The organism is Mesorhizobium sp. Cs1299R1N1 (genome assembly GCF_037179655.1).
Taxonomy (GTDB): domain Bacteria; phylum Pseudomonadota; class Alphaproteobacteria; order Rhizobiales; family Rhizobiaceae; genus Mesorhizobium; species Mesorhizobium salmacidum.
In genome coordinates this window covers 22,219-48,808 of sequence record NZ_JAPYKR010000009.1, presented here as the reverse complement: position 1 = coordinate 48,808, position 26,590 = coordinate 22,219, and the positions used below count along the sequence as shown (strand labels likewise).

The 26,590-nt window shown below is 61.2% G+C and carries 23 protein-coding genes; 14 read left to right on the top strand and 9 right to left on the bottom strand.

The window, feature by feature from the left end:
* Positions 1-6 precede the first annotated feature (6 nt).
* The 6 genes from O7A70_RS20190 to O7A70_RS20165 all read right to left on the bottom strand — a co-directional run bounded on the left by O7A70_RS20190 (position 7) and on the right by O7A70_RS20165 (position 5,825).
* Positions 7-1,851 (bottom strand): ABC transporter ATP-binding protein, encoded by a 1,845-nt coding sequence (locus tag O7A70_RS20190; RefSeq protein ID WP_337141958.1) that lies wholly within the window; start codon positions 1,849-1,851, stop codon positions 7-9.
* Positions 1,844-2,821, bottom strand: coding sequence for a serine kinase (locus O7A70_RS20185; RefSeq protein ID WP_337141957.1), 978 nt, complete (start codon positions 2,819-2,821; stop codon positions 1,844-1,846). The genes O7A70_RS20190 and O7A70_RS20185 overlap by 8 nt, the downstream gene beginning before the upstream one ends.
* A complete protein-coding gene (locus tag O7A70_RS20180; RefSeq protein WP_337141956.1) occupies positions 2,818-4,740 on the bottom strand; it encodes a lasso peptide isopeptide bond-forming cyclase in 1,923 nt (640 codons plus the stop codon). The genes O7A70_RS20185 and O7A70_RS20180 overlap by 4 nt, the downstream gene beginning before the upstream one ends.
* The gene (locus O7A70_RS20175; RefSeq protein ID WP_245262077.1) at positions 4,737-5,129 is read right to left on the bottom strand and encodes a lasso peptide biosynthesis B2 protein; all 393 of its coding nucleotides are present in this window, start codon (positions 5,127-5,129) and stop codon (positions 4,737-4,739) included. Before O7A70_RS20175 ends, O7A70_RS20180 begins: the two co-directional genes overlap by 4 nt.
* 109 nt (positions 5,130-5,238) lie before the next feature.
* Positions 5,239-5,538: a PqqD family protein gene (locus O7A70_RS20170; RefSeq protein WP_337141955.1), complete on the bottom strand. Its 300-nt coding sequence runs from the start codon at positions 5,536-5,538 to the stop codon at positions 5,239-5,241.
* 134 nt (positions 5,539-5,672) lie between these two features.
* On the bottom strand, positions 5,673-5,825 hold the full coding sequence (locus O7A70_RS20165) for a lasso peptide (RefSeq protein ID WP_084636520.1): 153 nt from the start codon (positions 5,823-5,825) through the stop codon (positions 5,673-5,675).
* Between the two features lie 434 nt (positions 5,826-6,259).
* Here O7A70_RS20165 and O7A70_RS20160 point away from each other — a divergent pair, with 434 nt between their 5' ends.
* From O7A70_RS20160 to O7A70_RS20140, 5 genes are all read left to right on the top strand, one after another.
* A complete protein-coding gene (locus tag O7A70_RS20160) occupies positions 6,260-7,390 on the top strand; it encodes a nucleotidyltransferase family protein (RefSeq protein WP_337141954.1) in 1,131 nt (376 codons plus the stop codon).
* Positions 7,391-7,454: 64 nt separating this feature from the next.
* Complete coding sequence (locus tag O7A70_RS20155; protein ID WP_337141953.1) at positions 7,455-8,477, top strand: glycosyltransferase family 2 protein; 1,023 nt, start codon at positions 7,455-7,457, stop codon at positions 8,475-8,477.
* Positions 8,478-8,772: 295 nt separating this feature from the next.
* Entirely contained in the window at positions 8,773-9,174 is a 402-nt protein-coding gene (locus O7A70_RS20150) for a hypothetical protein (RefSeq protein ID WP_337141952.1), read from the top strand.
* Between the two features lie 148 nt (positions 9,175-9,322).
* The gene (locus tag O7A70_RS20145) at positions 9,323-10,183 is read left to right on the top strand and encodes a family 16 glycosylhydrolase (protein ID WP_337141951.1); all 861 of its coding nucleotides are present in this window, start codon (positions 9,323-9,325) and stop codon (positions 10,181-10,183) included.
* 48 nt (positions 10,184-10,231) lie between these two features.
* Entirely contained in the window at positions 10,232-11,563 is a 1,332-nt protein-coding gene (locus O7A70_RS20140; protein WP_027142864.1) for a UDP-glucose dehydrogenase family protein, read from the top strand.
* A gap of 267 nt (positions 11,564-11,830) precedes the next feature.
* On the opposite strand, the gene O7A70_RS20135 is transcribed toward O7A70_RS20140, so the two are convergent.
* The 3 genes from O7A70_RS20135 to O7A70_RS20125 are packed head-to-tail and all read right to left on the bottom strand — an operon-like array spanning position 11,831 to position 15,490.
* A complete protein-coding gene (locus O7A70_RS20135) occupies positions 11,831-12,979 on the bottom strand; it encodes an acyltransferase family protein (RefSeq protein WP_337141950.1) in 1,149 nt (382 codons plus the stop codon).
* 34 nt (positions 12,980-13,013) lie between these two features.
* Positions 13,014-13,988 carry a glycosyltransferase family 8 protein gene (locus O7A70_RS20130; protein WP_027142866.1) on the bottom strand — a complete coding sequence of 325 codons (975 nt, stop codon included), beginning with the start codon at positions 13,986-13,988 and terminating at the stop codon, positions 13,014-13,016.
* Entirely contained in the window at positions 13,985-15,490 is a 1,506-nt protein-coding gene (locus O7A70_RS20125) for a lipopolysaccharide biosynthesis protein (RefSeq protein ID WP_337141948.1), read from the bottom strand. Before O7A70_RS20125 ends, O7A70_RS20130 begins: the two co-directional genes overlap by 4 nt.
* A 62-nt stretch (positions 15,491-15,552) precedes the next feature.
* Here O7A70_RS20125 and O7A70_RS20120 point away from each other — a divergent pair, with 62 nt between their 5' ends.
* The 9 genes from O7A70_RS20120 (at position 15,553) to O7A70_RS20080 (ending at position 26,533) form a co-directional block, all read left to right on the top strand.
* Positions 15,553-16,761, top strand: coding sequence for a polysaccharide pyruvyl transferase family protein (locus tag O7A70_RS20120; protein WP_337141947.1), 1,209 nt, complete (start codon positions 15,553-15,555; stop codon positions 16,759-16,761).
* On the top strand, positions 16,758-17,612 hold the full coding sequence (locus O7A70_RS20115) for a glycosyltransferase family 2 protein (RefSeq protein ID WP_337141946.1): 855 nt from the start codon (positions 16,758-16,760) through the stop codon (positions 17,610-17,612). The genes O7A70_RS20120 and O7A70_RS20115 overlap by 4 nt, the downstream gene beginning before the upstream one ends.
* An 87-nt stretch (positions 17,613-17,699) precedes the next feature.
* Positions 17,700-18,623 (top strand): glycosyltransferase family 8 protein, encoded by a 924-nt coding sequence (locus O7A70_RS20110; protein ID WP_337141944.1) that lies wholly within the window; start codon positions 17,700-17,702, stop codon positions 18,621-18,623.
* 303 nt (positions 18,624-18,926) lie between these two features.
* Positions 18,927-20,120 (top strand): glycosyl transferase family 1, encoded by a 1,194-nt coding sequence (locus O7A70_RS20105; protein WP_337141942.1) that lies wholly within the window; start codon positions 18,927-18,929, stop codon positions 20,118-20,120.
* Positions 20,121-20,135: 15 nt separating this feature from the next.
* Complete coding sequence (locus tag O7A70_RS20100; RefSeq protein WP_337141940.1) at positions 20,136-21,125, top strand: glycosyltransferase family 2 protein; 990 nt, start codon at positions 20,136-20,138, stop codon at positions 21,123-21,125.
* Positions 21,125-22,075, top strand: coding sequence for a glycosyltransferase (locus O7A70_RS20095; RefSeq protein WP_337141939.1), 951 nt, complete (start codon positions 21,125-21,127; stop codon positions 22,073-22,075). Before O7A70_RS20100 ends, O7A70_RS20095 begins: the two co-directional genes overlap by 1 nt.
* Entirely contained in the window at positions 22,065-23,033 is a 969-nt protein-coding gene (locus O7A70_RS20090; protein ID WP_337141938.1) for a glycosyltransferase family 2 protein, read from the top strand. The genes O7A70_RS20095 and O7A70_RS20090 overlap by 11 nt, the downstream gene beginning before the upstream one ends.
* Positions 23,034-23,106: 73 nt before the next feature.
* Complete coding sequence (locus O7A70_RS20085) at positions 23,107-24,003, top strand: UTP--glucose-1-phosphate uridylyltransferase (protein ID WP_140746177.1); 897 nt, start codon at positions 23,107-23,109, stop codon at positions 24,001-24,003.
* Positions 24,004-24,151: 148 nt separating this feature from the next.
* Positions 24,152-26,533, top strand: a complete 2,382-nt coding sequence (locus tag O7A70_RS20080) for a polysaccharide biosynthesis tyrosine autokinase (RefSeq protein WP_337141937.1) — start codon at positions 24,152-24,154, stop codon at positions 26,531-26,533.
* The last annotated feature ends 57 nt before the right edge of the window (positions 26,534-26,590 follow it).

The following is a 26,590-nucleotide window of genomic DNA, read 5'->3' as shown; positions in this document are numbered from 1 at the left end:
CAGTCCTCAAGCCACATCGGCGGGTTCAGTCTCCGATTGTTCTCCCGACAGCATCCGGGACAGCCGGCTCCCCGGCTTCGCCTTCAGCCGCTGATATTGCCCGACTTCCACGACACGGCCCCCTTCCATTGCCACCACCCAGTCGGCGAAGGCGATCATCGATGGCCGGTGCGCGATGGTCAGGATCGTCATCGCGCCGCGCAGACCGTCGATCGACCGGGCGATAAGCGACTGGTTCTGCCAGTCGAGCGCGCTTGTTGCCTCATCCAGGATGAGCAGCGAGGGTTTGCGCAGCAGCGCGCGCGCCAGCGCGATGCGCTGACGCTCGCCGCCCGAGAGGCGTACGCCGCGGTCGCCGACCACCGTCTCCAGTTCCCGGTCAAGCCGTTCCACGAATTCGCCGGCGTGCGCGGCGCGCAGTGCCGTCCACAATTCGTCGTTGCTGGCCTGCGGGGCGGCAAGCCGCAGGTTCGCCGCGATCGTGTCATGCAGCAGGAACACGTCCTGCGGCACATAGGCCACCCGATCGCGCCAGCGGCGGCGATTGCCGGCATCGATCTCGACGCCATCGACGAGGATCTTGCCGGCGGTCGGCTCGAGCAGCCCGAGCAGCATGTCGGCGATCGTGCTCTTGCCTGATCCGGACGGGCCGATCAGGGCGGTGACCTTGCCGGCCGGGAGGCCGAAGGTGATGTCGCTCACCACCGCCTTGCCGGCACCGTCGTCATAGGCGAAGGAGACATCACGAATGTTCAGCCCCGTATCGAGCGACAGCTTGCGGGCGTCCCTGGGTTCGATATGGCCCGGTTCGCGCTCGGCGTCGAAACGTGCCTGCAGGCTACGCATTGCTGTGTAGGCGGGCAGGTTGATCAGCAGCTGCTGGGCCTGCGTCTGCATGTCCATGAAGCGCGGCGCGATTCGCATGAAGACCAGGAGCAGCACGACGATCTCGGCCAGCGACAGGTGGAAGCGGACCAGCGCCACGTAGATGAAGACGCTCAAGCCCACGACGCTCGCCACCTGGAACACGGCGGTGCCGATCGAGGAATTGCGGACATAGGCGATGTTGTCGGCCTTCATCTTTTCGAGCGTGGCCTGCAGCTGCGCGAAATAGCTGGCCTCGACGTTCAGGCTCTTGGCCACCTTGATGCCGCCGAGAAATTCCGAGACCGTGCGGTACTGATCCTGGCGATTGGTCGTCAGGATCCGGCCGAAAGCGGTGGCCCGCGAGCGAAACGGCTGCAGCGCTATGAACATCACGATGCCGATGACAACGGCAAACGCCGTCATGACCGGCGAGATGAACATGGAAATCAAGAGATAGCCCGCCAGCAGCACGGCGATCTGCACCAGCATCAGCAGGGAAAAGGCCGCCCCCTGGACGCGGTCTATGTCACCGGTCAGGGCATGGTCGAGATCGGAGCCGCGCATGCGCGTGAACACGCCCCATCGCGCCTTGCCGATGCTCTCGAACAGGTTCATGCGCAAGCGGTTGATGAAATCGAAGAGCAGCCTTGCCATATAGACCGACTTGAAGCGGTTGAAGGCTGCCTGTACGGCAACAAGCCCGACCAGCGCACAGAGCACCGTGGTCAGCTGCAGCGTTCCGCCTGGCACCAGCCAGCGCACAAAATCAATGTTCGGCAGCCTGACCGCGAAATCCTGGTCGGCGCGGCCGACCAGATGCAGCAGCGGCACCAGCAGCAGGATGGAGATGCCTTCCGTAAGGCTGCCGAGGATCAGGAACAACAGCGCCGTCCAGGTTCGCCGCCCGCCGATCTGGGCAATGACGGCACCGAACGCCGCGACATCGCGAAACAGCGACAGGCTGAAGACCAATGACCTAGGCATCTCCAGCCAGTTCCTTCTCGATCAGCGCTACGGCCTCGCCGATCCTGTCGATGCCCGTCGGAACGTCCAGCCGGCGCACGCTGACATGGTTAGCGATTGCTGAACAGTGGCGAAGATGCGTCGCCGCGAAATCGCCGGAGAGTGCAGCGCGGCCAAACCGCGTCACGTAGGAGAATTTGATGATGGCCGGCAAGGCGGCGATGTGAGGCAAGGGGGTGATCCCAGCCCTTTCGCCGCGCTCGAGGATGTAGATCCTGGCCGCCGGCACCTTGTTGCCGGAGAAGGCGCCGTGCAGGCGATGCTGCATTTTCTCGATCGCGGGATGCACTTGCGGCCGCACGTGCGCCTGCCCAAGCGAGATCGCCGCCGCGGCATCGGCGGCAAGCTTGATCTGCGGAAACCCCGGAACGATCATCGGCTGGTTCGGGTGTGCCAGGTCGATCGCCACGACGTCGTCGGTAAGCAGATCGTGTCCGGCCCGGACCAGCGCGCTTGCCGTCGTCGATTTGCCGGCGCCCTTGTCTCCCATGAAGATGGCGCCCCTGCCGGTCACCGCAATGGCGCTGGCATGCAGAACCAGCAGGCCGCGCTGGTGCAGAAGCAGCGCCAGCACCGGCCCCAGCAGCGGGAAGGCAAGCAAGGCGTCGTCGACGCCGGGCGCCGGCTGGACATCGATGCGGCGCGCGTCGCTGATCAGGAATGCGCCGACGGCCTCCCAGGCCAGATACTGCCGGCCGGGCTCGAAGCGGAAGACGGTCGCGGCCTCCGCCGAGGGCTTGGGCATGTCGATCGGGCCGATGGCGATCTCGATGTCGGCCGTCGCCGGTTCCGCCGGCTCCAGTTCGGGCAGTGACACGTCGGATGCGATGATCAGGCCGTAGGCGCGGTAGTAACGTCGTTCTCCCGCGATCCCGCCGCGCTGGGCAAGATGGTCGAGATCGCCGCCGAACGGCTCATGGCGAGACATCATGCGGGGCCCCCGCCATGCTGGACCTGCCGCAGCCACAGCGACAGTGACGCCGAGCGCCAGACATACTGGACATCGAGCGGTGCCGCCTGGTCCGGCTGGCGCAGCAGCCGCGCATAGGCGGCGTTTACTTCAGGCAGGTTGACATAGGGCGCGATGCGACCCGCATCGCCTACCAGCAACTGCTCCAGCAGGTCGCGATGATTGCGCACCATGCCGTTGACGAGATTGGCGGTGAAATCGATCTTGTCGCGCCGCCATTGGACCGCCGCCGGCAGGATGCCCTGCATGGCCTGGCGCAGCACGTAGCGGCCAAAGCCGTGACTGAGCTTCCGCTCGCCCGGCAGCCCCAGGCAGAATTCGACCAGCGGCTTGTCCCAGAACGGATAACGCGGCTCGACGCCGAAATTGGCGGCGGCCTTGTCCAGAACCTCGAAAGAATGCGGGACATATCCGTTGGACAGGATCCAGCGGTGGCTGAGCGCGTCGCTGGCCTGGATGTTGGGCGGCATATAGCCGGCTCGGTGGAACCGGTCGATGAGCTCCGTTCGCCGGGCAAGGTCCGGATTGATCAGGTCGCGCCAGCTCCGGCCACGCTGCGATTTGGCAGGCCTGCGTATCCTGTTCAGGGCTCGGTTCCCCAGCTGCCTCAGCCTGGCGATGCGCCAGGCCGGTCCGTAAATGGTGAGAAACTGGAAATAGAGGCCGAGCGTGCTGCCGCCATAGGTGTTGGAGGCGCTGCGGACCTCGCGCCAGAGGTCCAGCCATCGGCCGCCATTGGCAAGCTCGTGCAGATGGCCATGTCCCTGCGAAACGACTTCGTCGCCGCCATGGCCGTCGAGCAGCACCTTGATGCCCTTGGCGCCCGCCGTCCGGTAGATGCCGCGGGTCAGCGTCAGGCCCGGCGCCAGGAAGGTGCCTTCCTGCTCCTCCAGTACTCGTTCGAACTCAGCGAAAGGCGCATAATTGCCGACAGGGATCAGCGTCGGATCGGCCTTCTGCTGATCCAGCACCGCATCGATGAAGGAGCGCTCGTCCATCGACGAACCCTTGTCGAAAACCAGTGAGAAGGTCGGCAGCTTCGGCTTGCGCCCGGCCGCATTTTGCTGCCCGGCCACGCAGGCGATCGAGGAGGAATCGAGGCCGCCGCTCAGCATCGCGCCGACCGACGGACTTCCCCGCATGCGATTTCGGACCGCTTGCGAGAACAGATGGGCGAATTCTTCCGCGGCATCAGACCGCGGCACTCGCTGCGATGGTTCGATCTGCCAATACCGGCGCAGCACCAGACGTTGCGCGGTGACGGTGAGGCTGTGACGCGCCTGCAGGGCGAAGATGTCGCTGTAGGGCGTGGATTGCGGGTCATCGGCAAGCCCGGCCAGGAATCCAGAAATCCGGTGCTCGCTGAGGCGCGCATCGACCCCGTCGAGGTCGAGCATTGGCCCGATCTCGGAGGCAAAGGCAAAGCGTCGCTCCGCGGCGTGGTAGTAGAATGGCTTGACCCCGAAATGGTCCCTCGCGCAGAACAAAAGTTGCCGCTCGGCATCCCAGACGGCAAAGGCGAAATCGCCTTGCAGATGCACGGGGCAGGCTTCACCCCAGCGCAGATAGGCTCGCATCAGCAATACCGCATCGGCGACTGAGCTGTCCCTGATACCGAGCCTGGCGAGCAACTCGTCGCGGTTGTCGAGCCGGCAGTCGGCGGTGATGGCCAGCTTGCCGCCGGCCATGGTCAGCGGGCCGGGGCCGGCTTCGTCGGTCGTGTTCAGCCAGGCGTGGCCAAGCGCAATGCCGCTGTCCTGCCACCATGAGCTTCCGTCTGGGCCACGATGGCGCATGCGCGCCAGCATCTGCTGGATGCCGCTCGCCGCTTCAGCCGGCGCGGGGCCCTGTCGCAGCAGGATTCCGGCCACGCCGCTCATCGGCTGCCGTGGTCGACCAGATGGGCGAAACCATCGACGGATCCGCCAAGCACGATGTGGTTGTCGCTGACCAGCCAGGCATGCGCCTTCAATTGCTCGCCCGTGCCGCGCTCGATGCCGATGCGGACATTCGAGGCATTGCCTTGGCGCGCCAGGAGGTATTGGCCCGAAAGCGCCTGGGTCAGGCATGTGGCGCCCGGCACCAACCGTGCGGCCGCTGCAACCCCCCAGGCGACAAGCCGCAACTCGCCCATGCTGGCACATTGGCGCGCGTTGAGCCGTGTCACCATCCCGCGGACGCGGTTGTAGGAGAACAATGTCAGCCCGAGCCGGACGGCCGCGACCACCAGCAGGCAGCGGCACAGGAAAAGCGCTTCCGAGCCGCTCAAGGACAAAATCCTGGCCAGGCGCCGCCCGCCAGGCCGCTGCTTCATCGGCCGGGGATGTCTCTGTGTCACAGGTCTTTGCTGCGGAACCATGGCCATTTGCGACACCTGCCTAGACGAGGGCCTCATGCTCAAGCCTCGCAAGCCCGTTTTCCATTAAGCCTTTCAGCAATGCATCGACGTCGGCCTTGCAGCGTTCGGCGTCGACATTGTAGCGAGCGAGAACCGCGCTGCGGATATCGGCGATCGATTTGGGTTCCTGGATCAGTTCCCAGATGAAGGCCCCGACACCGTTGAGGCTGTAATAAATATTGGATTTCAGGTTGAGAAGCGCGAGGCCATTGCCGAATTCGCAAGCAACGGCGTCCTTGGTGGCCCTTACGCAATCGTGCTCGGAGGGGTTCCAGTTCATCCTAAAACCTCGTTTGCAACACACGGCCTACACGTCGTCGGTTCAAGGCGGAAAGTCGGGGATTTTCATCCCCGGCTCCATTTTGGTCTTGGATCCTGGAGGCCCAACGTCACTCCTCCAGCATCGGGCTGGTCTCAGGAGAAAGTCAGGTCGCCGATCGGGGTGTGCGCGGGAAACGACGCGTCGAGTGCCGTGCTGCCACCGCCGCCCTGCGTAATGGTTTCAATTGAACCATGTACCGTCAGGTTTGGCGTTTCATACTCATGCTTTTCAACATTCTGTTCCATTTTACTCTCCATTAGGACTTGAAACGGCCTGTCGATTGCCGTCAGCACTTTAATGCTGCATTGCAATAGCTGCACGGCAACATTTATGAGTCAAGCCTCATTTACCTTGCGTTAATCAATTATGGGTTGCGGACGTCACCCGGTATAAGAGACTCGCCTCTTTTGACATAAAGCCGCGTGCAATCGCCGCTTGCTGCTATAAGCCCTGTAAACCTTTGATTCTACTGTTTTAAGGGAAAATAACGGAGGCGATTGATTTTAGACAACACTAGACTATATCCCTCTTTGAACTGACCGCCGCCGATAGCCCGGCGGTCGCAAAATTTTGCACTGCGAAAGGAAAGGCTTTACGGCGCCGCGGTTTTTAAGGATGCTTTGCTTCGCAGTTGCAGCATAGCGCGACGCGCAAACCGTTTTTGGAGACTGTGCGCTCAATGGCCTTGCCGGAAAGCTCTTATGAAAGATTGCGCGCCACGGACTGCGCCAATGAGATCGCCTATGTGCAGGCCTGCTTACGATTGTATTTCGCAGGAACGGCCGCCTCGGCGGGCGAGGTATCGCCGGCGGGCCTTTCCGTCGCTGTCGTCACCGATATCGCCAGGCTCAACAAGGTCGGTACCTTCGTTCTGAAGGTGCTGTCGCGTGCGCCGGCGAATGAGAGGCCGGCCGAGCTCTTCCAGTGGCTTGAAACCTATCGTAGAAGGACGGTTTCGATGAACGCCGCCTGCCTGATGGATTCGATGGCCATCAACGAGGCGCTGCTCGACAGGCGGATTGATTTCGTCTTCCTGAAAGGGCCGTTCCAGCAGCATCTGCTTTACGACGATCACTTCATGAAGCCTGCGGGCGATGTCGACATCCTGGTCTCGCCGGCCGGGTTCTCGAAGGCACGCGAAGTGTTGCGCTCGATCGGCTACGAGGTGTCAGGCAAGTCACGTTCGGTCTGGTGGGTCCGCTTCCTCGGCGAACAGCACATGGTTCGCGGCAATGGGCCGAAATCATCCACGGTCGATCTTCATTACCGGCTCCAGCAGCCCGGCTCGCCCAGTCCCCGCGATGCCGACGGGTTCCTGCGGCGAAAACGGCTGGTCGAGATCACCGGCGCCGAAGTCCCCTTCACGTCAGCCGCCGACACTTTGATGCTGTCCTGCATAAGCGTCGCCAAGGCCCTGTTCAACCGCGAGCCCTGCGCCGGCTATGTCTGCGATATCAGGGCCAGCGCCAGCCGATTCGACGAGGCTGATCAGCAGCGTGTGCTCGATGCCGCGGTGAGCCAGGGACTGGAAGACACCTTGCTGCTCGGCCTGCGCGCCGCCGATGTGCTGCTGGGCGGCACCGGCACGCTTCTGTCGGAGCGGGCCAAGCCGATCCTGTCGCGCATCGGCAATGAGGATCTGCTCAACATGGTCATTGCGCCATGGCTGTTGTCGCTGCGCTGGCCGCAGCGGCGGACGGTGTTGTGGGAATTGTGCGGGCGGGCTCCCGTCCGCTATCTGGCCGAGGTTGGCTGGGCCGCGTCGGCGGACATCAGCCGCCGCATCTTCGAACGGCCGGCCAGTCCATGATGGCAGTGGGTATCGAACGGGTACAGGGCGAGGGCAGAACGGAACCTGTGCAAGAGGCAATTCCATGTCGATGACGAAATCCCAGGTCTGCGTGATCATCGCGGCCAAGAACGCGGCGCGCACCATCGCGGTCGCCATCGGATCCGCGCTGCGCGAACCGGAAGTGGCGGAGGTCGTCGTCGTCGACGACGGCTCTACCGACACTACGGCCGAGGTCGCCCGCTCCGCCGATGATGGCAGCGGTCGGCTTACCGTCATGCGCCTCGATGTCAACCGCGGCCCGTCCTTTGCCCGCAATGCCGCGATCGCCCGCTCACGAGCGCCGTTCGTCAGCATTCTGGACGCCGACGATTTCTTCCTCGAGGGCCGGTTTCGCAACCTGTTTGCCGGCGCCGACTGGGATTTCGCCGCCGACAACATCATGCTTATCAGAGATGACGCGACCGGTGACGCGACCAAAATCGTCGCCCCGGATTTTGCCGCCGATCCGGAATTCCTGGATTTCGAAAGCTTCGTGGAAGGCAACATCTCCAGACGCCGGGTGCAAAGAGGTGAACTCGGCTTCTTGAAGCCCGTGATCAGCCGTGCCTTCCTCGACCGCCACGGATTGCGCTACGACGAAAGCCTGCGACTGGGCGAGGACTATGAGCTTTACGCGCGGGCGGTCGCCCACGGGGCACGGTTCAAGGTCATCCGCTCCTGCGGTTACGGCGCCATCGTGCGCGCCGATTCGCTCAGTGGCCGCCACAAGACGCAGGACCTGAAGCGGCTGGCCGATGCCGATCTGGCGCTGCTGGCCATCGACAGCCTGCCGGAAGGGTCCAAGGCGGTACTGCGGCGGCACGAGCGGCATGTGCGCGACAAATACCGGCTGCGCAATTTCCTCGATGTGAAGGCCGAGCGAGGCCTGGCTTCGGCCGCGGCCTACGCCTTCGCAAGCCAATCCAACCTCATTCCCATCGTCCAGGGGGTGGCATCCGACAAGCTCGAGGCGCTGTTTCGCAGTGTTGGCCTCGTGTCCAGGAACAAGCGCGTGCCGACGCTGCGTTTCCTGATGGACGGAACCAGCACGGGCAAGGGACGGTAAGGCGCGGGACCGTCCGGTGCTGCCCGCCGCCCGGAAGCGTGCCACGCAAACCATTTCGATCGGATTTATGAGTTTACGAATTGGGTGGTTGCCTCGCGGCTCCGGGGATGGCAGTCTATGTTGCGGTGCAGCAAATTGACGGCCAGCCGAATTGGCCCCCGGTCGAACTGGTCCGAAGTCTCTCTTCTTCGGCGAAGTGGACGCGGTACGAGTTTTCAGCCCCGGTTGCGGGGATCGGCCAGTGGCCCGGCCGGAAGCCGGCCCGGAAAGCCGGCGATGACGGGAATTTAAGCTCATGGCCTCGATATTCGGCTTCAGATCAAGGGATCCTATCCGCGACAGGCAGACAGACGTTGCGCGTCTCGACCGGCTGGCGAAGCTGTTCGAGCAGGTCGCGGCTGAAATCGATGCCGAGAAAACCAGCCTGGAGAGCCGCTACCGCAAGGAGGCGACCAACGCGGCCTTCCCGGTCGAAGCCGTGGAAAACGGTTCCGCCTCCGACCGCCGTTCGTCCGAGGTCAGCGCTTTGACGCAGTCGATCTTGAACTGCGAGCGCCGCATCGCGGCACTGTCGCGCCAGGGCGGCATGATGCGCGAGCTCCGTCATTCGCTGGATGTGGTCTTCGACGAGAATGCGGCCACCGATTCGCCGGCCACGGTCGCATCGGCCTGGCGGGCAGGAGCCGGCCGGGGGTGAAGGCGGCGGCGCGGGACCGTTACGACGGAGGTGATGCAAGACTGGAGGAAGTCGGGAGGGTGATTGAAGAGGTCAAGGTTGGCCCGTTTGGAGGCGGTTCAAACGTCGACTTTGGGTTGGGGACGCACAGCGCAAAGGTGAGTTTGTCATGAATTCGGATCCCAAAATCATGTCCACGACAGCAATCGACGCCCCCCTGCATTTCGGCTGGCGGTCCTGCCTGGCAGTCGCTTTGCTGCTCGCCGCTCTTGGCAGCCTGCCGGCAACCCCGTCTCATGCGCAGGATGTCCAGTCCGCGCCCTCTTTCGTCGACGACTTCAAGAGTTTCGACCACGAGCGCTGGTACGTTTCAGATGGCTGGACAAACGGCAGCCATCAGAATTGCACCTGGTCGAAAGGCCTGGTCCAGCTTTCCGACGGCGTTCTTTCGCTCGGTTTCGCGAAGCAGAAGACCAAGGATCGTGAGTTCGCCTGCGGTGAGGTACAGACCAAGCAGCGCTTCGGCTATGGTACCTATGAGGCGCGAATGAAAACCGATACAGGCGCCGGCCTCAATGCGGCCTTCTTTTCCTATATCGGCCCGTCCGACAAGCAGCCCTGGGACGAGATCGATTTCGAGGTCCTCACCAAGGACACGTCCAAGGTGCAGGTCAACGCCTATATCGCCGGCAAGGGCAAGAACGAGAAGCTGGTCGACGTGCCCGGTGGCACCGACAGTGCCTTCAACGACTACGCCTTCGTCTGGGAGAAGGATAGTCTGCGCTGGTACCTCAACGGCCAGCTTGTGAACACCATCACCGATCCTGCGAAGCTGCCCAGCCATGCGCAGAGGATTTTCTTCAGCTTTTGGGGCAGCGATACGATGAAGGGCTGGATGGGAACGTTCGCCGATCCGGGCCGCAAGCTTTCGCTGCAGGTCGAACGTGTCGCCTTCACCGCGCTCGGCCAGCCCTGCCAATTTCCGGAATCGCTGGTGTGCAGTATAAAGGAGTTGGGAAAGACGAATTGAACCGGCAGGGCCGAGAAGAGGCCCGCTGCCTGATGGGAATCAAACCGCATGAACTTGACGGTGTTTGGAATTGGCTATGTCGGCCTCGTGCAGGCGGCGGTGCTTGCCGAGGTTGGACACCAGGTCGTTTGCGTCGACATCGACGCAAGCAAGGTGGAGCGGCTCAACCAGGGCCTCGTCCCGATCTTCGAGCCAGGCCTTGAAAGCATCGTCAGGGAGAATCACGCCGCCGGCCGCATCAAGTTCACCACCGATGCGGCGGCCGCCGTCAGGCATGGCGAAATCCAGATGATAGCGGTCGGCACGCCGCCCGGCGAGGACGGTTCGGCCGACCTCAAATACGTGTTGACGGTCGCCGAGACCATCGGCCGCGAGATGGATACCGCCAAGATCGTCGTCGGCAAGTCGACCGTGCCGGTCGGCACCTGCGAAAAGGTGAAGGCCAGGATCGCCGAGACGCTGAAGAAAAGGGGGCGCGAGGATTTGCGCTTCGATGTCGCCTCCAATCCCGAATTCCTCAAGGAGGGCTCCGCCGTCGCCGACTGCATGAAGCCCGACCGCATCATCGTCGGCACCAGCAGCGAGGACACCGAAGCGGTGATGCGCGAACTCTACGCGCCCTTCAATCGCAACCATGAGAAGATGATCGTGATGGACGTGCGGAGCGCCGAATTCACGAAATACGCCGCCAACTGCATGCTGGCGACCAAGATCAGCTTCATGAACGAGATGGCGAACCTCGCCGAGCAGCTCGGCGCCGATATCGAGGAGGTGCGCAAGGGTATCGGCAGCGATCCGCGCATCGGCTACCACTTCATCTATCCGGGTCTCGGCTATGGCGGCTCGTGTTTTCCCAAGGACGTCCGCGCTCTGATCAAGACCGCCGAGGGCGTCAAATTCGACGCCAAGCTGCTGCGCGCCGTCGAGGAGCGCAACAACGACCAGAAATCCGTCCTGTTCGACAAGGTGCACCGCTATTTCAAGGGTGATCTCACGGGCAAGACCTTCGCGCTGTGGGGCTTGGCCTTCAAGCCCAACACCGACGACATGCGTGAGGCGCCGGCGCGTGTGCTGATGGAAGCGCTTTGGAACGCCGGCGCGACCGTGCAGGCCTATGACCCCGAGGCCATGCAGGAATGCCAGGCCATCTATGGGCTGCGCGACGACCTGATGCTGTGCGGCACCAAGGAAGCGGCATTGCGCGGCGCCGATGCGCTGCTGATCGCCACCGAATGGAAGAATTTTCGCGCCCCGTCCTTCGATGCGCTGAAGGCTGCACTGACCACGCCGGTCATCTTCGATGGCCGCAACCTCTACGATCCCAAGGTCGTGGCGCGCCACGGCATCGAATATCACTCGATTGGCAGGCTGGTGGCGTGAGCAGCTGAATGCAATCACGACAGCTGTTAACCCGGCGTCGTGCGCTCCGCGCTCTGGGCAGTTTGCGCGACATGCATCAGGTCGACGGAAATAGGCCGGCTTGAATTGGATAGCCGGCTTTGAATTCGTGTAGCCCCGTGCAACGTCACCAACGCGCCCTCACTCCAGCTGAGCAGCGCGTCATCGTGGTTGTGTGAATTGAGGCGATCATGTCGATCGCTCGACGCTCACGGGGCTGGCCACCACGCCACTTCAATGCGACGCGCTTTAGGCGGTTCGGGGCTTGGCCGAAAACATCTTGTTGAGATTTTGCACAGGGCTATCGACCATTCTTCGGAAAATGTCGGCCACCAAAAGCGACACTGCAAGAACCATGGGCAGGACGATCCACACAGGAGCATCAATCAACGTACCTATTTTCGCGACAGCGATGAGCACAGTGAAATGAGTGAGGTACAATGGGTAAGATATATCCCCCAGCCATATCAGCGCCGGCTTATCGAGGAAACGGCTACTCCCGGGCGAAGCGAACGCCATAAGAATTATGAGGCCAGCACCAACCCCGGAGGAGATGTGGCTGAAAAGTAACCCGTCATAGATGATCCAACGAGCCTCCAGAAGAAGAATTCCCATGGCCCACATCAACGCAACGACAACGGTTGGATATTTGGCGATAGCTGTTTTCAGTGTGTCTCGATAGACGGCCAGGAAAGCTCCGCCGACAAAGATCGGGATATAAATGGAGGTCTGCAGAAGAGACTGCGTTACGCTGCTGGCGGTAAGGCTAAATGCTTCGGGCCAGATCGCCCCGGGCACCAAGAGGACCAACGACAAAGTTACCATGGCCTTTGGAAATTTCAGAACGCCCCAGACTATGAATGGCATCGCGATGGATATTCTTATCTCGTGTACGAGAGACCACATTATGGGCGATAGCGTCATATGTTGGGTCAGTCCTGTCATCAACAAATGACCCACGACGGACTTGATTGAAATCGCACCAGGTGGCATTTGCTGGAGCCATTCGCTGTATCCATCTCCGATGGGTTGAACGAAAAGAGCCTTTGATGCAATTATTGCCAGCAACAATGCGACGGCAAAGGGCATCCAAATTCGCACTATTCTCTTTGCGGCATAATTGGCAAAAGAATCCCGTGCCTTGAGAATAGCCAACGTCAAGACAAAGCCGCTTAATATGAAAAACACCAGTACCGCTTCGTGCCCACTCCAGAAGATGTGGAGCGGAGAATAGGTAATTACGTTTTCCCAGCGCCAGGTGAAATGGCGTGTCGCGTTTGGGTCTGCCCACATAAGCAAATCGATACCTGGAATAGCCAACACCAAGTGGCTCGTTAGTACGACGATAGCTGCAATTCCACGAATTGCATGCAGGGAATTGAAACGGTCTTGAGTCAATATTCGCGCCCTGAATTAATCGACATAGCGGCGGTTATCTAACTGCGAAGAAGTCCCGCTTGACATAGGCACGAAATGCCCGGCGCTGGGATATTCGAGTGCGAGCGCCCCGAAGGGTTGAAATCCTCGCACGCAGGCCGGGTGTCGGCTGCGGCGCGTAAGGTTCGACTTTGAAGACCGACGCAAGCTCCGGAAAGCGCTCCATGAGATCGGTATAAGGCTTGTGGAAACGCCATCCCCATGGCGGGACGGCAGCCTTCCAAGGTTTGGCGGGGCCGGTGAAATGGATGATCTTTGGCGCGAGAATTCCGTGGCACTTGAGCTTGGCGTAGACATTGTGGAAATTATAGGCCGGCGAGAGCGGTTCGACATTTTGCTCAAAGACGGCATTAAGCGCACTCTGGTCGTGCCGAATGAATGTGTCGCCGTTGCTGAAGAATGCGTTTAGCGCTTTGGGACCATAAATGGCCCAAGTGTCCCGGTTGCATGCCAGCACTCCGGAGTTGAAGTAGCTCTGACGCGTGGCTCCCGCCAACACATCGAAATAGCCTTTAGGATTAAGCCCCAACCTATCGTCGGGATCGAGCCAGGCGCTGCCCCTGCCGGCCGCGATCCAACCGTCCCGGACCCGATGCCGAACGAGCGGCGCAATGTCTCCAACGATTTGGATATCGCCATCAAGATAAACGATGTTGCGATACTGCGAAGGCAAATGGTCGGCTATCACGAGCCGCGCCAAAGCGGTGACTGGCACGTGGTTCTTGGCAAACGCCACGCCATCCGGTGGCACATAGGACGTGTCGGGCAGCGCGATGAAGGATATCGCCCGACCTGCACGGTTCTGAAGTGTGTCGATCAGTGCTGGATCGACACCGACCGTGTAGATCATGATGTCGGCCAACGCGTCGATGCCTTGCGCCGTCAACTGAAGTGCCGCCAGGAGTGATGGACCGAGATATCCGTTGTCGGTCACGAAGACGACCGCGGTGTCGTGCTTTTTCCCTGTCATGCCCACCGTCCAAGCAGGCGTGCGCCCCTGCCCATCAAAAGCCGCTTGCCCAGGGCAATCAGTTCAGTTTCGGGTCCTACAGGTCGTCGCATCAAATTCCACTGCAGCAATTGCGCTCCGGCAAAAGAGATCGCTCCAATGGCGATCTGTGACGCGAGGTTCAAAATCATCTCGGACGTTTCGACGCCGTATGGAAGCGCGGACCGAGAGACGAGCACGGCCGCGATCATGACTCCGGCACTTGCCAGGCTTCGCAGATTGGGGCGCACCTGTGCCAGGTAGCCAATGCCGGTGAGTTGCCGCACGACCTGAAGATTGAAAAAGATGCCGATGACCCCCGCCACCGCTCGCGCGATCGCCACGCCGGCAAGTCCACCAAGCCAAAGTCCCACGATGACCGAGGGGACGCGCAGGATGAATGCCTGAACGTCACGCTTGAACAGCAATCGCGTGTCGCCCGTTGCCATCGCCAGCGGTTGCGCCAGGCTTCCCAGGGTTTGAATGGCAAACACGGCAGACAACGCCTGGATCACGATTACGGCGGGAAGCCACTTGTCCGTCATCGTCAGCCGGACCAATGGTTCGGCGATCAGCGCCATTCCGACACCGACGGGCAATGCGATCATCGTGACGAGCGCTTGCGACGACTGGTAGACCTTCTCCAGGCCGCCGTCGTCGCGGTTCTTCACATGGGCGAATGCAGGAAACAGCACCGAGGTCAAAGGAGCGATCGCCTCGCGCGTCGGCATGGCGGCGAGATTGTCGCCCACCGAATAATATCCAAGCGGGGTCTTGCCGAGGAAGGCCCCGATCAGCAGGTGGTCGAACCGCCAGTTCAGTGTGTTGATAGCCTGTGCAAGGGTCAGCCAGATGGAATAGCCGAACATCTCGCGCCAGTGCCGCAAGCCGGGCTTTGGCTTGAAGGGCGCGACTACATAGGAAATGACGAGGCCAGTGAAATCCGATGCCAACGTTCCCGCAACAAGCGCCCAGTAGCTTTTGAAGATGAACGCGAACACGGCCGACACGATGAGCCCGACAAGCTTCTGGGAAACTTCGACCAGGAATTGCTGCCAGAACACCAGGTCGCGCGTGAGGAGAATTCGACGCGGACTGCCAAGCCCTGCTATCAGTGTCGAAATTGCCAACGCCGCCAGCACCGGCGGCAAGCGCGGTTCCGCGAACGCCGATTCGGCCGGCATCGCGACGACCATAAGCATCGCGGCGACCGCCGCGGCACGCACTGCGCTGAGCGTCCAGGCGGTATCAAGATGTTCCTTGGTGGGATTTGGATGATGGATGAGCACAGCGCCGATCGAAATTTCGGTGACTGAGTTCAAGATCGCGAGCACGGTCCAGCCGAGGGCGACAATTCCGAAATCGCCGGGAGTGAGCAGCCGCGCTAGGACAAGCGTGCTTACCAACCCCAGGAGATTGGTGATGAGCCGAGCCGCGGTGATCCATGCCGCGCCCTTGGCCAGTCTTCCCTTGATTCCATCCACGCGCCGGCGCCTCCAGTACACTCAGAACCGACACATCCCCGCCCGCGATCGATATTCGATCAATGTCCGATGCGACCGTTTTTATTCCCCGTCGGGTCAGGGCGCAAGCATTTATGCCGCAGTGCAGCATTAAAACGGATGTGGCTATTGTGCACCGCAGTCGGTGGGGCAAGATGGAAAAGAGCGACACACAAAAGGATCGACTTCTGATGACGCACCAGAAATGGCTGGAAGACCCTCCGCAAGGGAGCCGAACGACCGAAGATCTTCAAATTGCCTTGCGGCATCGTATCAGAGAAGTCTTGCTCCCGCTGATAGCCGGACGCGGCGAGCGCATCCACCTTATTGATCCACCGGAGCATCCCAACGTCGGCGACTGCGCGATCTTGTTGGGCGAATTGGATTTTTTCAAACGCGAGCTTCCCGGCAGCCAAGTGGCATTCCACGACTGGAGTACCTACAGCCCGTCATCTGACCGACACATCGAGCGCGCATCCGTTCTCTTGATGCATGGCGGGGGCAATTTCGGGGATATATATCCTCACCACCACGAGTTTCGTTTGAAAATCCTTCGGCGCTTTCCCAATCGACCGACCATCCAGCTGTCTCAAAGCATCCATTTCGACTCACCGGCGGTGTTGCAGGAAACGCGTGACGCCATCGCCGCGCATTCCGATTTCACATTGCTGGCTCGTGACACAAAAAGTGAAGCCTTTGCCCGGGCGAATTTCGATTGCCAGGTGGTGCTCTGTCCGGACATGGCATTCGCCATGGACCGGATCGTCCGCAAGCCGGCAAATGTGGACGCGTTCTGCCTGTTGCGCACTGACAAGGAAGCGGTGGCGCCGCATGAGGAAATCAAGAGGCAGCTGAACCAGATGGGGCTTTCCGCAGAGGCGAGAGACTGGTTGGATGATCCCAGGACCGCGGCTCGATTGGGGGACATATTGTTCTCCAAATTCACGCGTAAGTTTCCTGCCGCCTATCCGCTGCTGGCACCCTTGGCGCTTATCGCACGCCGACGCTACGCGGAGACCCGGCTGAGGGTGGGTATCGATCTGTTGAGCCGCGGGCGTATTGTGGTCACCGATCGGTTGCATGCTCATATTCTGAGCACGCTTCTCGGAATCCCGAACGTCGTTTTCAGATCCTTCGATGCCAAAGCTGCTGCTTTTTACGACACTTGGACACATGCGGCGCCCATCTGCCGGCTAGCTGATGGTCCCGCCGACATGGTCCATGCTGTCCAAGCCGTGATGCCGCCGAAATGAGCCAGGTCATTGGAATGCCGGATTGCAGCTCTTCGCCGCATTACGCGGCGGTGATCCGCGCATATCAATGCACGCCGCTCCTGATCGAAGTGATAGAAGCGCTGCGAAGACAAAGCGTGCCTCCTAAACGGTTGATCATCGTGGATTCGTCGCGCGATCCGGCCGTATCCAGCGCGTTTGAAGAGCTTGGTGCGGATATCGTGACATATCCTTCCGAGGACTTCAATTTCTCGAAAGCGATCAATCTCGGTGTCGCAATCAACGACCAGCCTCTCACGCTCATCATCAGCAGCCACATGCTCATTCGGGCGCCTGACCTGATAGCGAAAGGATGGGACGCTGGTCTTAGTGGGGGCATGGAGATTGTCTACTGGAGGCATCCACCAGCACAGGATGCCCCACACGAGTGCCACACCGTTATGACCAATCACAACTTCAACGGCAGAAATGGCCTGTCCAACACCATGGCCATGATCCCTACTCGACTGCTACGAGAGCGTCCCTTCCGGGAGGAGGTCTTTTCGGCCGAGGACCAGGAATGGACCAAGTACTATTTGGCATCCCGCCGTCACGCGATGTTGCGCATCGACACCAGGGATGTCAGCTACAGCAATCCCAACCACAACGCCGAGACATGGAGCGAGACCAAGCTTCTGCGGGAGGAATTGGCAATTGGATACTTCGTCAATCGGCGGCTACTTTTGCCGGACAGGATCATCGCTCGGCTTCTGCGAGGTATTCTCGCCACTTTGCGCCGCAGACCAGAAAAAGCTCGAATACATTTCGGCTTTGCCTGGGCCATGACTAAAGCAAATTTCAAGCAACCAAGTGCAAAGTCGCGATATTTTTGAGCCGTGGAGCGTCTCCCAGGGCATGGTGGCTGACACTTTTGGCGTTCAAAAGACCAGAACGGCTTTTTTTGATTTTAAGGAGCGGTGATGAGGAATTCTGTTGATGAAAATATCAACATAGTATGCGTGTCCGACACAAACTATGTGCCGCATCTGGTTACACTATTGAAATCAGTCCAATCAAATTCTGACCGTGATGACACCTTCACGGTGCATATTATACATGACGCCATAAGTGAAGATTTGCAAAAATTAATATCGGCAGAATTGAGAGGAATGGAGGTTCGCTGGTATTCAATTGTCGGCCACGACGCTCTGACATTGCCTCCTCTTCTGCAAATAAGCCGCGCTACATATTTGCGTCTTATCATGGACGAGGTTCTGGATGAATCGATATCCCGTCTCATATACCTGGATATCGATATGGTTGTAACGGGCAGCCTGAAAGAGCTTTGGCAATGTGAGTTGGGTGACTGTGTTTGTGCGGCTGTTCCTGATCCTGGTATAAATATCGAAGCGTTCGCGCAGAAGTATAATTTGGCCCTCCCCGGTCAATATTTTAACGCGGGGATGATGGTATTTGACATGCAGCGCGCTCGTATTGACGGAATTCTGAGAGGTGCATTGAATCTGTTGCTGGAGCATCCATCCAAGTTTGAATATGCCGATCAGGACGCCCTGAATGTCGTGTTGTGGGGTAAGTGGAAGCAGGTGGATGCGACTTGGAATTTCCAGAGAGAGTTTATGTATGATGATCTAGCCGCATGGCGCGTGATGTCGAGAGATAGGCACACCGTGCCGAAAATCATCCACTTTACGGAGAGCGTTAAGCCGTGGAAGGCTGGAGAGTGGCACCCGTTTGCGTGGCTTTATTGGAAGCACCTGCTCCGGTCGGGATTCGCCGGGGAGGTCATGCGAAAAGAGAACATCAGGTATCGAGACATTATCAAAATGTGGCTTAAGTACCTATTCAAGAAACCGAATTTGGCTCGGGGCTCGGCCAATCCGTAGGGCGCCATCCTGCTTCGTCTCGATCCACGCATTTTATGCTGCAGCGCAATATGCACTGTGGACAAATTTATCGCCAGTCGATGGTTTTCCGCGGCCTGACTCCCCAAGGGAAGCGTCCCGATCTGGCAAGCCTTTGAAATAACGTAATAAATCTATTCAGAGCGAGTGGTTCTCCTGACTGCCGGGCATTCGCCTTGATCAACGCGCCGGGTCGATTTTTGCTACGCCGCAGCAAAAATGTTGCGATGCAGCAAGAGCTGTACTAGGCTCCCCTCGGGTGGGTCAAACAGCGGTCGAGTTTTCATGCTGCATGTCTTGTACCTTGTACACGATGTTTCCGATCCGGCGGTTCGCCGGCGGATCACGATGCTCCGGACAGGTGGCGCCCAGGTCACCCTGGCTGGCTTCCGCCGTACCGCCACCCCGGTTGCCGATATCGAAGGATTGCGGCCGGTCGACCTTGGCGCGACGCGTGACGGCCGATTCGCGCAGCGTCTGACGGCCGTGGCGAAAACAGCAGTTTCAATAGGTTCGAAGCTCAAGGGCATGCCGAAGCCCGACATCATCATCGCGCGCAACCTGGAAATGCTGGCGTTGGCGCGCCGGGCAAGGTCGGCTTTCGGCGCCGCGGTCCCGATCGTCTATGAATGCCTTGACATTCATCGCCTGGTGCTCCGCGACGATGTCCTGGGCAAGGCGCTGCGCGCCACCGAGCGCCATCTGGCGCGGGACGTGAAGCTGCTGGTGACCAGTTCGCCCGCCTTCATCGCCAATTATTTCAAACCCTTCCGCCAGGTCGCGGCACCGGTGGAACTGGTCGAGAACAAGTATTTCGAGGCGGCGGCTGTTCTGCCTGGCGAACGCGCTGTTCTGCCTGGCGAACGCGAGGCGGTGGAAGGACCTGGCGCGCCGCCATGGCGTATCGGCTGGTTCGGGGCGCTTCGGTGCCGCCGCTCGCTCGAACTTTTGGCCGGCTTCACGCGCCGTATGGAGGGCCGGTTCGAGATCGTGCTGCGCGGCCGCCCGGCACTTTCCGAATTCCCGGATTTCCATGCCTTCGTCGATGCCGAATCTTACCTGTCGTTTCGCGGGCCGTATCGCAACCCGGAGGACATGGCGGCGATCTATCAGGACGTCCATTTCTCCTGGGCGATCGATTTCTTCGAGGAGGGACAGAACTCCGAATGGCTGCTGCCCAACCGCCTTTATGAAGGCTGCCGCTTCGGCGCGGTGCCGATCTCGATGGACAACACCGAGACCGGACGGTTCCTGCGGCATCGCGATATCGGCGTTTTGTTGCCGCAGGCCACGCCCGAGGCGCTGGAAGCAGCACTTGGCAGGATGGAACAACACCGCTTCGGCAGGCTCAAGGCGCGCGTGCTGGCCCACAATCCGAGGATGTGGAGCTACGATCGCGGCGACTGCAGCGCCCTGGTCGAGAAACTTCGCCGACTGACCATCGGGCGCGAGCCTTTCACAACCGAAGTTTTGGCCTAGGAGAAACATCGCCCGATGACGCAAGCGCCTGCCGCCAGCCTGATCGTGATCCCGTGCCTCAACGAGGCAACTCATATCGGTGCACTGCTCGACCAGCTCTGCCCGGCGGCGGAACGGCTTGGCGCGCGGATCCTCGTTGCCGATGGCGGCAGCACCGACGGTACGCTGGCAATTGTCGGTGAGCGCCAGAAGAACGATCCGCGCATCATCCTGCTTCACAATGAAAGGCGCATCCAGAGTGCCGCGATCAACCTGGCGGTGTCCAAATTCGGCGAGGGCGCGCAATATCTGATCCGCATCGATGCCCATGGCGGTTATCCCGACGACTATTGCGACCGGCTGGTCGAGGAGGCGCAGGCCACCGGCGCCGATTCGGTGGTGGTTTCGATGCTGACCAGCGGCAGCGGCACCGTGCAGAAGGCGGCGGCGGCGGCGCAGAATTCCAAGCTCGGCACCGGCGGCTCCAAGCATCGCCACCTCTCCGCCGGCGAGTGGGTCGACCACGGCCATCACGCGCTGATGCGGATATCGGCCTTCCAGGCCGTCGGCGGCTATGACGAGACGTTCAGCCACAACGAGGATGCGGAACTCGACTATCGGCTGAGGCACGCCGGCTACAGGATCTGGATGAGCGGCAGGACGCAGATGGTCTACTATCCGCGTACTTCGCTGCGCGGCCTCTATTTCCAGTACCTCGGCTATGGCCGTGGCCGGGCCAAGAATGTGCTGAAACACCGGGTGATCCCGAAGGTTCGGCAGATGGTGCCGTTGGCGGTCTTCCCGGTGGTTCTGTTGGCGGTCTTCTCCTTCGTGCACTGGATTGCCGCGCTGCCGCTGTTGCTGTGGGTGGCGGTGTGCCTGGGCTACGGCCTGGTGACGGCCATCAGTCAGCGCAATGCCGATATCGCGCTTGCCGGCGTCTCGGCGATGGTCATGCATTTCGGCTGGTCCGTCGGCTTCTGGCTGCAGCTTCTCGGCCTCGGCGCGTGGCGGAGGGCGGCGTGATGGCGGTTGGGGCCAGGAACCGCAGCATCGACGTCGGCGTGTGCACGTTCCGGCGGCCGGAACTGGCCGACACGCTGCGCTCGCTCGCCGCGCTTGCAATGCCTGACGGCTTCGAGGTCGGCGTCATCGTCGCCGATAATGACGACATGCCAAGCGCCAGGGCGTTGGTGACGGCGCTGTCGCAGGAATTGAAGCTGCCGGTCCGCTACCGGCATTGCCCGGCGCGCAACATCTCGATTGCCCGCAACGCTTGCCTCGACGCCAGCGAGGCGGATTTCCTGGCCTTCATCGACGACGATGAGACCGCCACCGCCCACTGGCTCGCCGAACTGGTGGCGATGGCTGAACAGAGCGGTGCCGCCGCGGTTCTCGGCCCGGTGCGCGCGCTCTATCGCCCGGATGCGCCGGACTGGATGCGCCGCGGCGATTTCCATTCCACCTTGCCGGTTCGCGTGCGCGGCGAAATCCGCACCGGCTACACCTGCAACGTCCTGCTGCGCATGCGATCGGACAGCCTGCGCGACCGCCGCTTCAGTCTGGCGCGCGGCCAGACCGGCGGTGAGGACACCGAATTCTTCGACCAGATGCACAAGGCAGGCGGCCGGATCGCCTTTGCGCCGGGAGCATGGGTGGACGAGGCGGTGCCGAGGGCCAGAGCCGCGTTCGACTGGCTCAGCCGCCGCCGTTTCCGGGTCGGCCAGACGCACGGCCATCTCCTGGGCCGCAATGCCAGCGGCATCGCGCGGGTGAAGCAGGCCGGCCTTGCCGCGGCAAAGGCCGCTTATTGCTTCGCCGCCGCACTTCCGGTTGCCGCCAGCCCGATTCGCAGGAACCGCAGCGTACTGCGCGGCATCATGCATGTCGGCGTCGTCAGCGGCCTTGTCGGTGTGCGCGAACTGCGCCTCTACGGCCAGCCTTCACCAGGGGAAGGGGGCAAGCATGCAGCCTGATGGTACCTTTGTCCCCGATGTTTCTTTTGTGATTGCGGCCTTCAACGCCGAGGCAACCCTTGATCGGGCGATCGCCAGCGCCATCGCCCAGCAGGGTGTCAGCCTCGAAATCATCGTCGTCGACGACAAATCGCGTGACGGCACACTCGATGTGGCGCGAGCCTATCCCGAGCACATCGTACGCGTCGTGGCGCTCGAAAAGAACAAAGGCCCCGGCGGGGCCAGGAATGCCGGGCTCGACGCCGCGCGCGGCAGATGGATCGCGGTTCTCGATTCCGACGACGCCGTCTTTCCCGGCCGCATCGCCGCCATGATAGGCCGCGCCGAAAAGGCGGACGCCGAGATCGCCGTCGACAATCTCCAGGTCGTCCGTGAGGACGGTGTGGTCGAGGACGCGATGTTCCCGCACCAGTATCTGGAAGATCTGCGCGAGATAACGCTCGCCACCTACATCGCCGGCAACGTCGTCTTCGAATCGAAATTCAATTTCGGCTACCTCAAGCCGATCTTCCTGCGCAGTTTCCTCGACGAAAACCGGCTGCGCTATGATGAGAAACTGAGGATCGGCGAGGACTACATCCTGTTTGCCGACGCCCTGGCCAAGGGCGGCAGATGCGTGGTCGAGCCTACTATCGGCTATGCCTATCATATTCGCAGCGGCTCCATCTCCCGTGTGCTCGAGCTTCATCATGTCGAAGCGATGCGCAAAGCAGATGCGGTATTCGCTCAAACCCACCAGATGGATGAGGCTGCCCAGGCAGCGTTCGCCCGGCGCGGCCGCAGCCTGCGCAAGGCAGCCTCGTTCCTGGCGATGGTTCAGCACATCAAGGCGCGGTCCCCGCTCAAGGCGATCCGGACTGCGCTCAGCGACCCGGCGGCGGTCGGGCATATGGGCATGCCGATCGCCGTGCGGTTGCGAAGAGTAGCGGCACAGTTTGCCGTTGGGGTGGGGAGGTGAAGATGCAGGCACATGGAGGGATTTTCGTGGCCTGTGAATGGACTGAAGTCGATCTCCTCAGAAGGAATTTGCGATGAAGAAAATCAGGAAGGCCGTGATACCGGTGGCGGGGCTTGGGACAAGGTTCCTGCCGGCGACCAAGTCGATGCCGAAGGAAATGCTTCCCGTAGTCGACAGGCCCGTCGTGCAATATGCGGTGGACGAGGCCTTCGAGGCCGGCATCGAGCACATCGTGTTCGTGACGGGCCGCAACAAGGCGGTCATCGAGGACTATTTCGACCTCCATCCGGAATTGATCGGGACCCTGGAGCAGACCGGCAAGAAGGCGCAATTGCAGTCGCTGGAAAGCCTGCTTCCGGTGGCCGGCGCCACCTCCTTCATCCGCCAGCAATCGCCGCAAGGCCTCGGCCATGCCGTCTGGTGCGCGCGCGAGGTCATCGGCAACGAGCCCTTCGCCCTGCTTTTGCCTGACATGGTCTCCTTCGGAGGGCGCGGATGCCTGGCCGAGATCACCGATCTCTATGCCGAGACCGGCGGCAACGTCATCGCCGTCGAGCGCTGCGATCCGACCGAGACCAACAAATATGGCATCGTCGGCCGTGGCGCCGACATTGGCGGCGGCTTCGAGGTGACCGCCATGGTCGAAAAGCCGGCGCCAGCCAATGCGCCGTCGAACTTCTACATCAACGGCCGCTATATCCTGCAGCCCGAGATCTTCCAGCTTCTGGGCAACCAGCAACGCGGCGCCGGCAATGAGATCCAGCTGACCGACGCCATGGTCCGCCTGTCGCAGGAGCAGCCATTCTTTGCCCAGCCTTTCAAGGGCCGCATGTTCGACTGCGGTTCCAAGGAAGGGTTCATCCAGGCCAATATCGCCTTCGCGCTGGCGCGCGACGACATGAAGGGCCCGGTTTTCGAGATGCTCCGGGAGTTCGTCCGGACGCATGAACGCCAGGAAGAAGCCGCATAATGCCCATCTTTCGGGAGCATTGTCGGATGGCTGACGGCGGGGGGGCCGGTCGGCTCCTCGCTGTCCGGCACCAAGCGTGTGTCGCGTCCGCCAATGCTCCCGATCTTTCTGGGGCCCGCGAGCGAGACAAGCCAGAATTGGACCGAAGATGAATTATGCCAATTTTCCTCTCGACAAGAGGATGCCATTGCCGAATTCGGACGCAGGAGACGGCGACGACTTCATCGATATCGAGCGGCTGCTTGGCATGGCCGCACGGCAGGCCAAGGTGGTTGGCGTGTGCGCCATCATCGGTCTTTTCCTGGGCTTGCTCTATCTGCAGACGACGCCGCCAAAATTTGTGTCGGTCTCCAGCGTGCTGATCGACGAGGGCCTGAACAAGATCGTCGACGACATCTCGGCGACATCGACAACCATGCAGACCGATTCGGCCATCCTGAGCCAGATCGAGATCCTGACCTCGACCCGGCTCGCCGCCGTGGTCGTCGACAAGCTCAAGCTCGACCAGAACGACGCGTTCATGAACCCGCCACAGTCGGCGCTTGCCCAGGGCGTCGGCATGATCCGCGGTCTGATCCAGTATGTCCATCCGAGCCAGTCCACGCCAGGCGCCGGCGATATCTCCAAGCTCGACCCCGCCGCGCGCGATGCGCTGATCGCCACGTCGCGACGCGACTATGCCATCCTCAAGCTGCAGAACGAGATCCGGGCCGATCGCGTCGGGCGAAGCTACGTCATCGCGCTTGGCTATCAAGCGACGGATCCGGGTTTGGCGAAAGCCATCACCAAGGCCTATGCCGACGCCTATCTCGCCGATCAGCTCGATGCCAGCTTCGACGCCACCGAGCGCGCGGCGGTCTGGCTGCAGGGCCGGCTGACCGAACTGCGCGAGAGCTCGCAGCAGGCATCGCTGGCGGTCGAGAAATTCAGGGCCGAACATGGCCTGTCCGCCAACAGCGACGGTCAGCTGATGAGCGACAAGCAGCTCGCCGACCTGAACGCCCAGCTCATCGTGGCGCAGGCCGACACGGCACGTGCCAGCGCCCGCTACCAGCAATACAAGTCGATCGTCGACAGCGGTTCGGACAACGCTTTCAAGGACGCCGCCATATCCAGCGACCAGCCAAGCAGCGCAGTCATCGCGGCGCTGAAGACGCGCTACCTCACCGTCGCCAAGCGGCAGCAGGATGTGGAGGCGAATTTCGGCCCGCAGCATCCGCAGGCGGTGGCGCTCGCCAAGGAGAAGGCCGACATATCGGCGCAGATCTTCGGCGAACTGAAGCAGCTGACCCAAAACTATCGCAACGAGTATGAGGTGGCGCTGGCGCGCGAGACCGCGCTCAGGGCCAATGTCGCCGCCGCGCAAGGCAAGAGCTCCATCGACAACCAGTCGCAGGTGAAGCTGCGCGACCTCGACCAGAAGGCGACGGCGCTGACCACACTCTACCAGACGTTCCTCGGCCGCTACGAGGAAGCCGCGCAGCAGCAATCCTTCCCGGTCGGCAAGATCCGCATCATCTCGGATGCGTCGACGCCGCTTGCCGCCTCGAGCCCGCGCACCGTCATCGTGCTCGGCCTTTCGCTGGTGCTCGGCGTTCTGATGGGCGCCGGCTTCGGCGGGCTGAACGAATTCAACGAGCGGTTCTTCAGGACCGGCGAGGAGGTGCGCGACCGCGTTGGCCTCAAATTCCTCGGTTACCTGCCCACCATCGGCAGCAAACCGACGAAGGAAGACAAACCGGACGAGCCCGATCTCAAGGTCGCCAGATCGCCGGCCGCCATTGAAAGGCGCGCGCGAATGCGGGTGAGCATCGACGCTCCGGCGTCGATGTTCTCCGAAACGCTGCGCAGCGCCAAGATCGCTTTCGATGTCGTCATGGAAGGGCAAGCCAGCCGCGTCATCGGCGTGGTCTCGGTGCTGCCCGGCGAAGGCAAGTCGACGGTCGCGGCCAATCTCGCCGGTCTGCTCGCCGCCAACGGCGCCAGGACGCTGCTCATCGACGGCGACCTGCGCAATCCGGGCCTCAGCCGCAGCCTCGGCATGGAAGCCGAGCAAGGGTTGATGGAAGCCGTGGTGAGCGGCCAAACCTGGCAGTCCGTCGGCAAGATCGACAGGCAGACCAAGCTGGCGATCATTCCGGCGGTGTCGCGTGGGCATTTCTCGCACACCAGCGAGCTTCTCTCCTCGGCCGGCATGCGGCGCTTCATCGAGAACGCCAAGGAGACGTTCGAATACATCGTCGTCGATCTGCCGCCGCTGGGGCCGGTGGTCGACGCCAAGGCCTTCGCGCCGCTCGTCGACGGCTTCGTTCTGGTCGCCGAATGGGGCCGCACGCCGCGCGCCATGGTGCGCTCGATGCTGGAATCCGAACCCTATGTCGCCAACAAGATCGTCGGCGCGGTGCTGAACAAGGTCGATCTGAAGAAGCTGGCCAAATACGGAACGTTCGGCGCGTCGGAGAAATTCTTCGACAAGTACTCGAGCTACTATCTCGACAAGTCGGAAGTGCGGCCGAAGACAGCGGCCTGAGATAGGCCGCCGCTCTCATTTCGAGATTGCGCAAAGTTTCAGCCGTCCCGCCCTGCG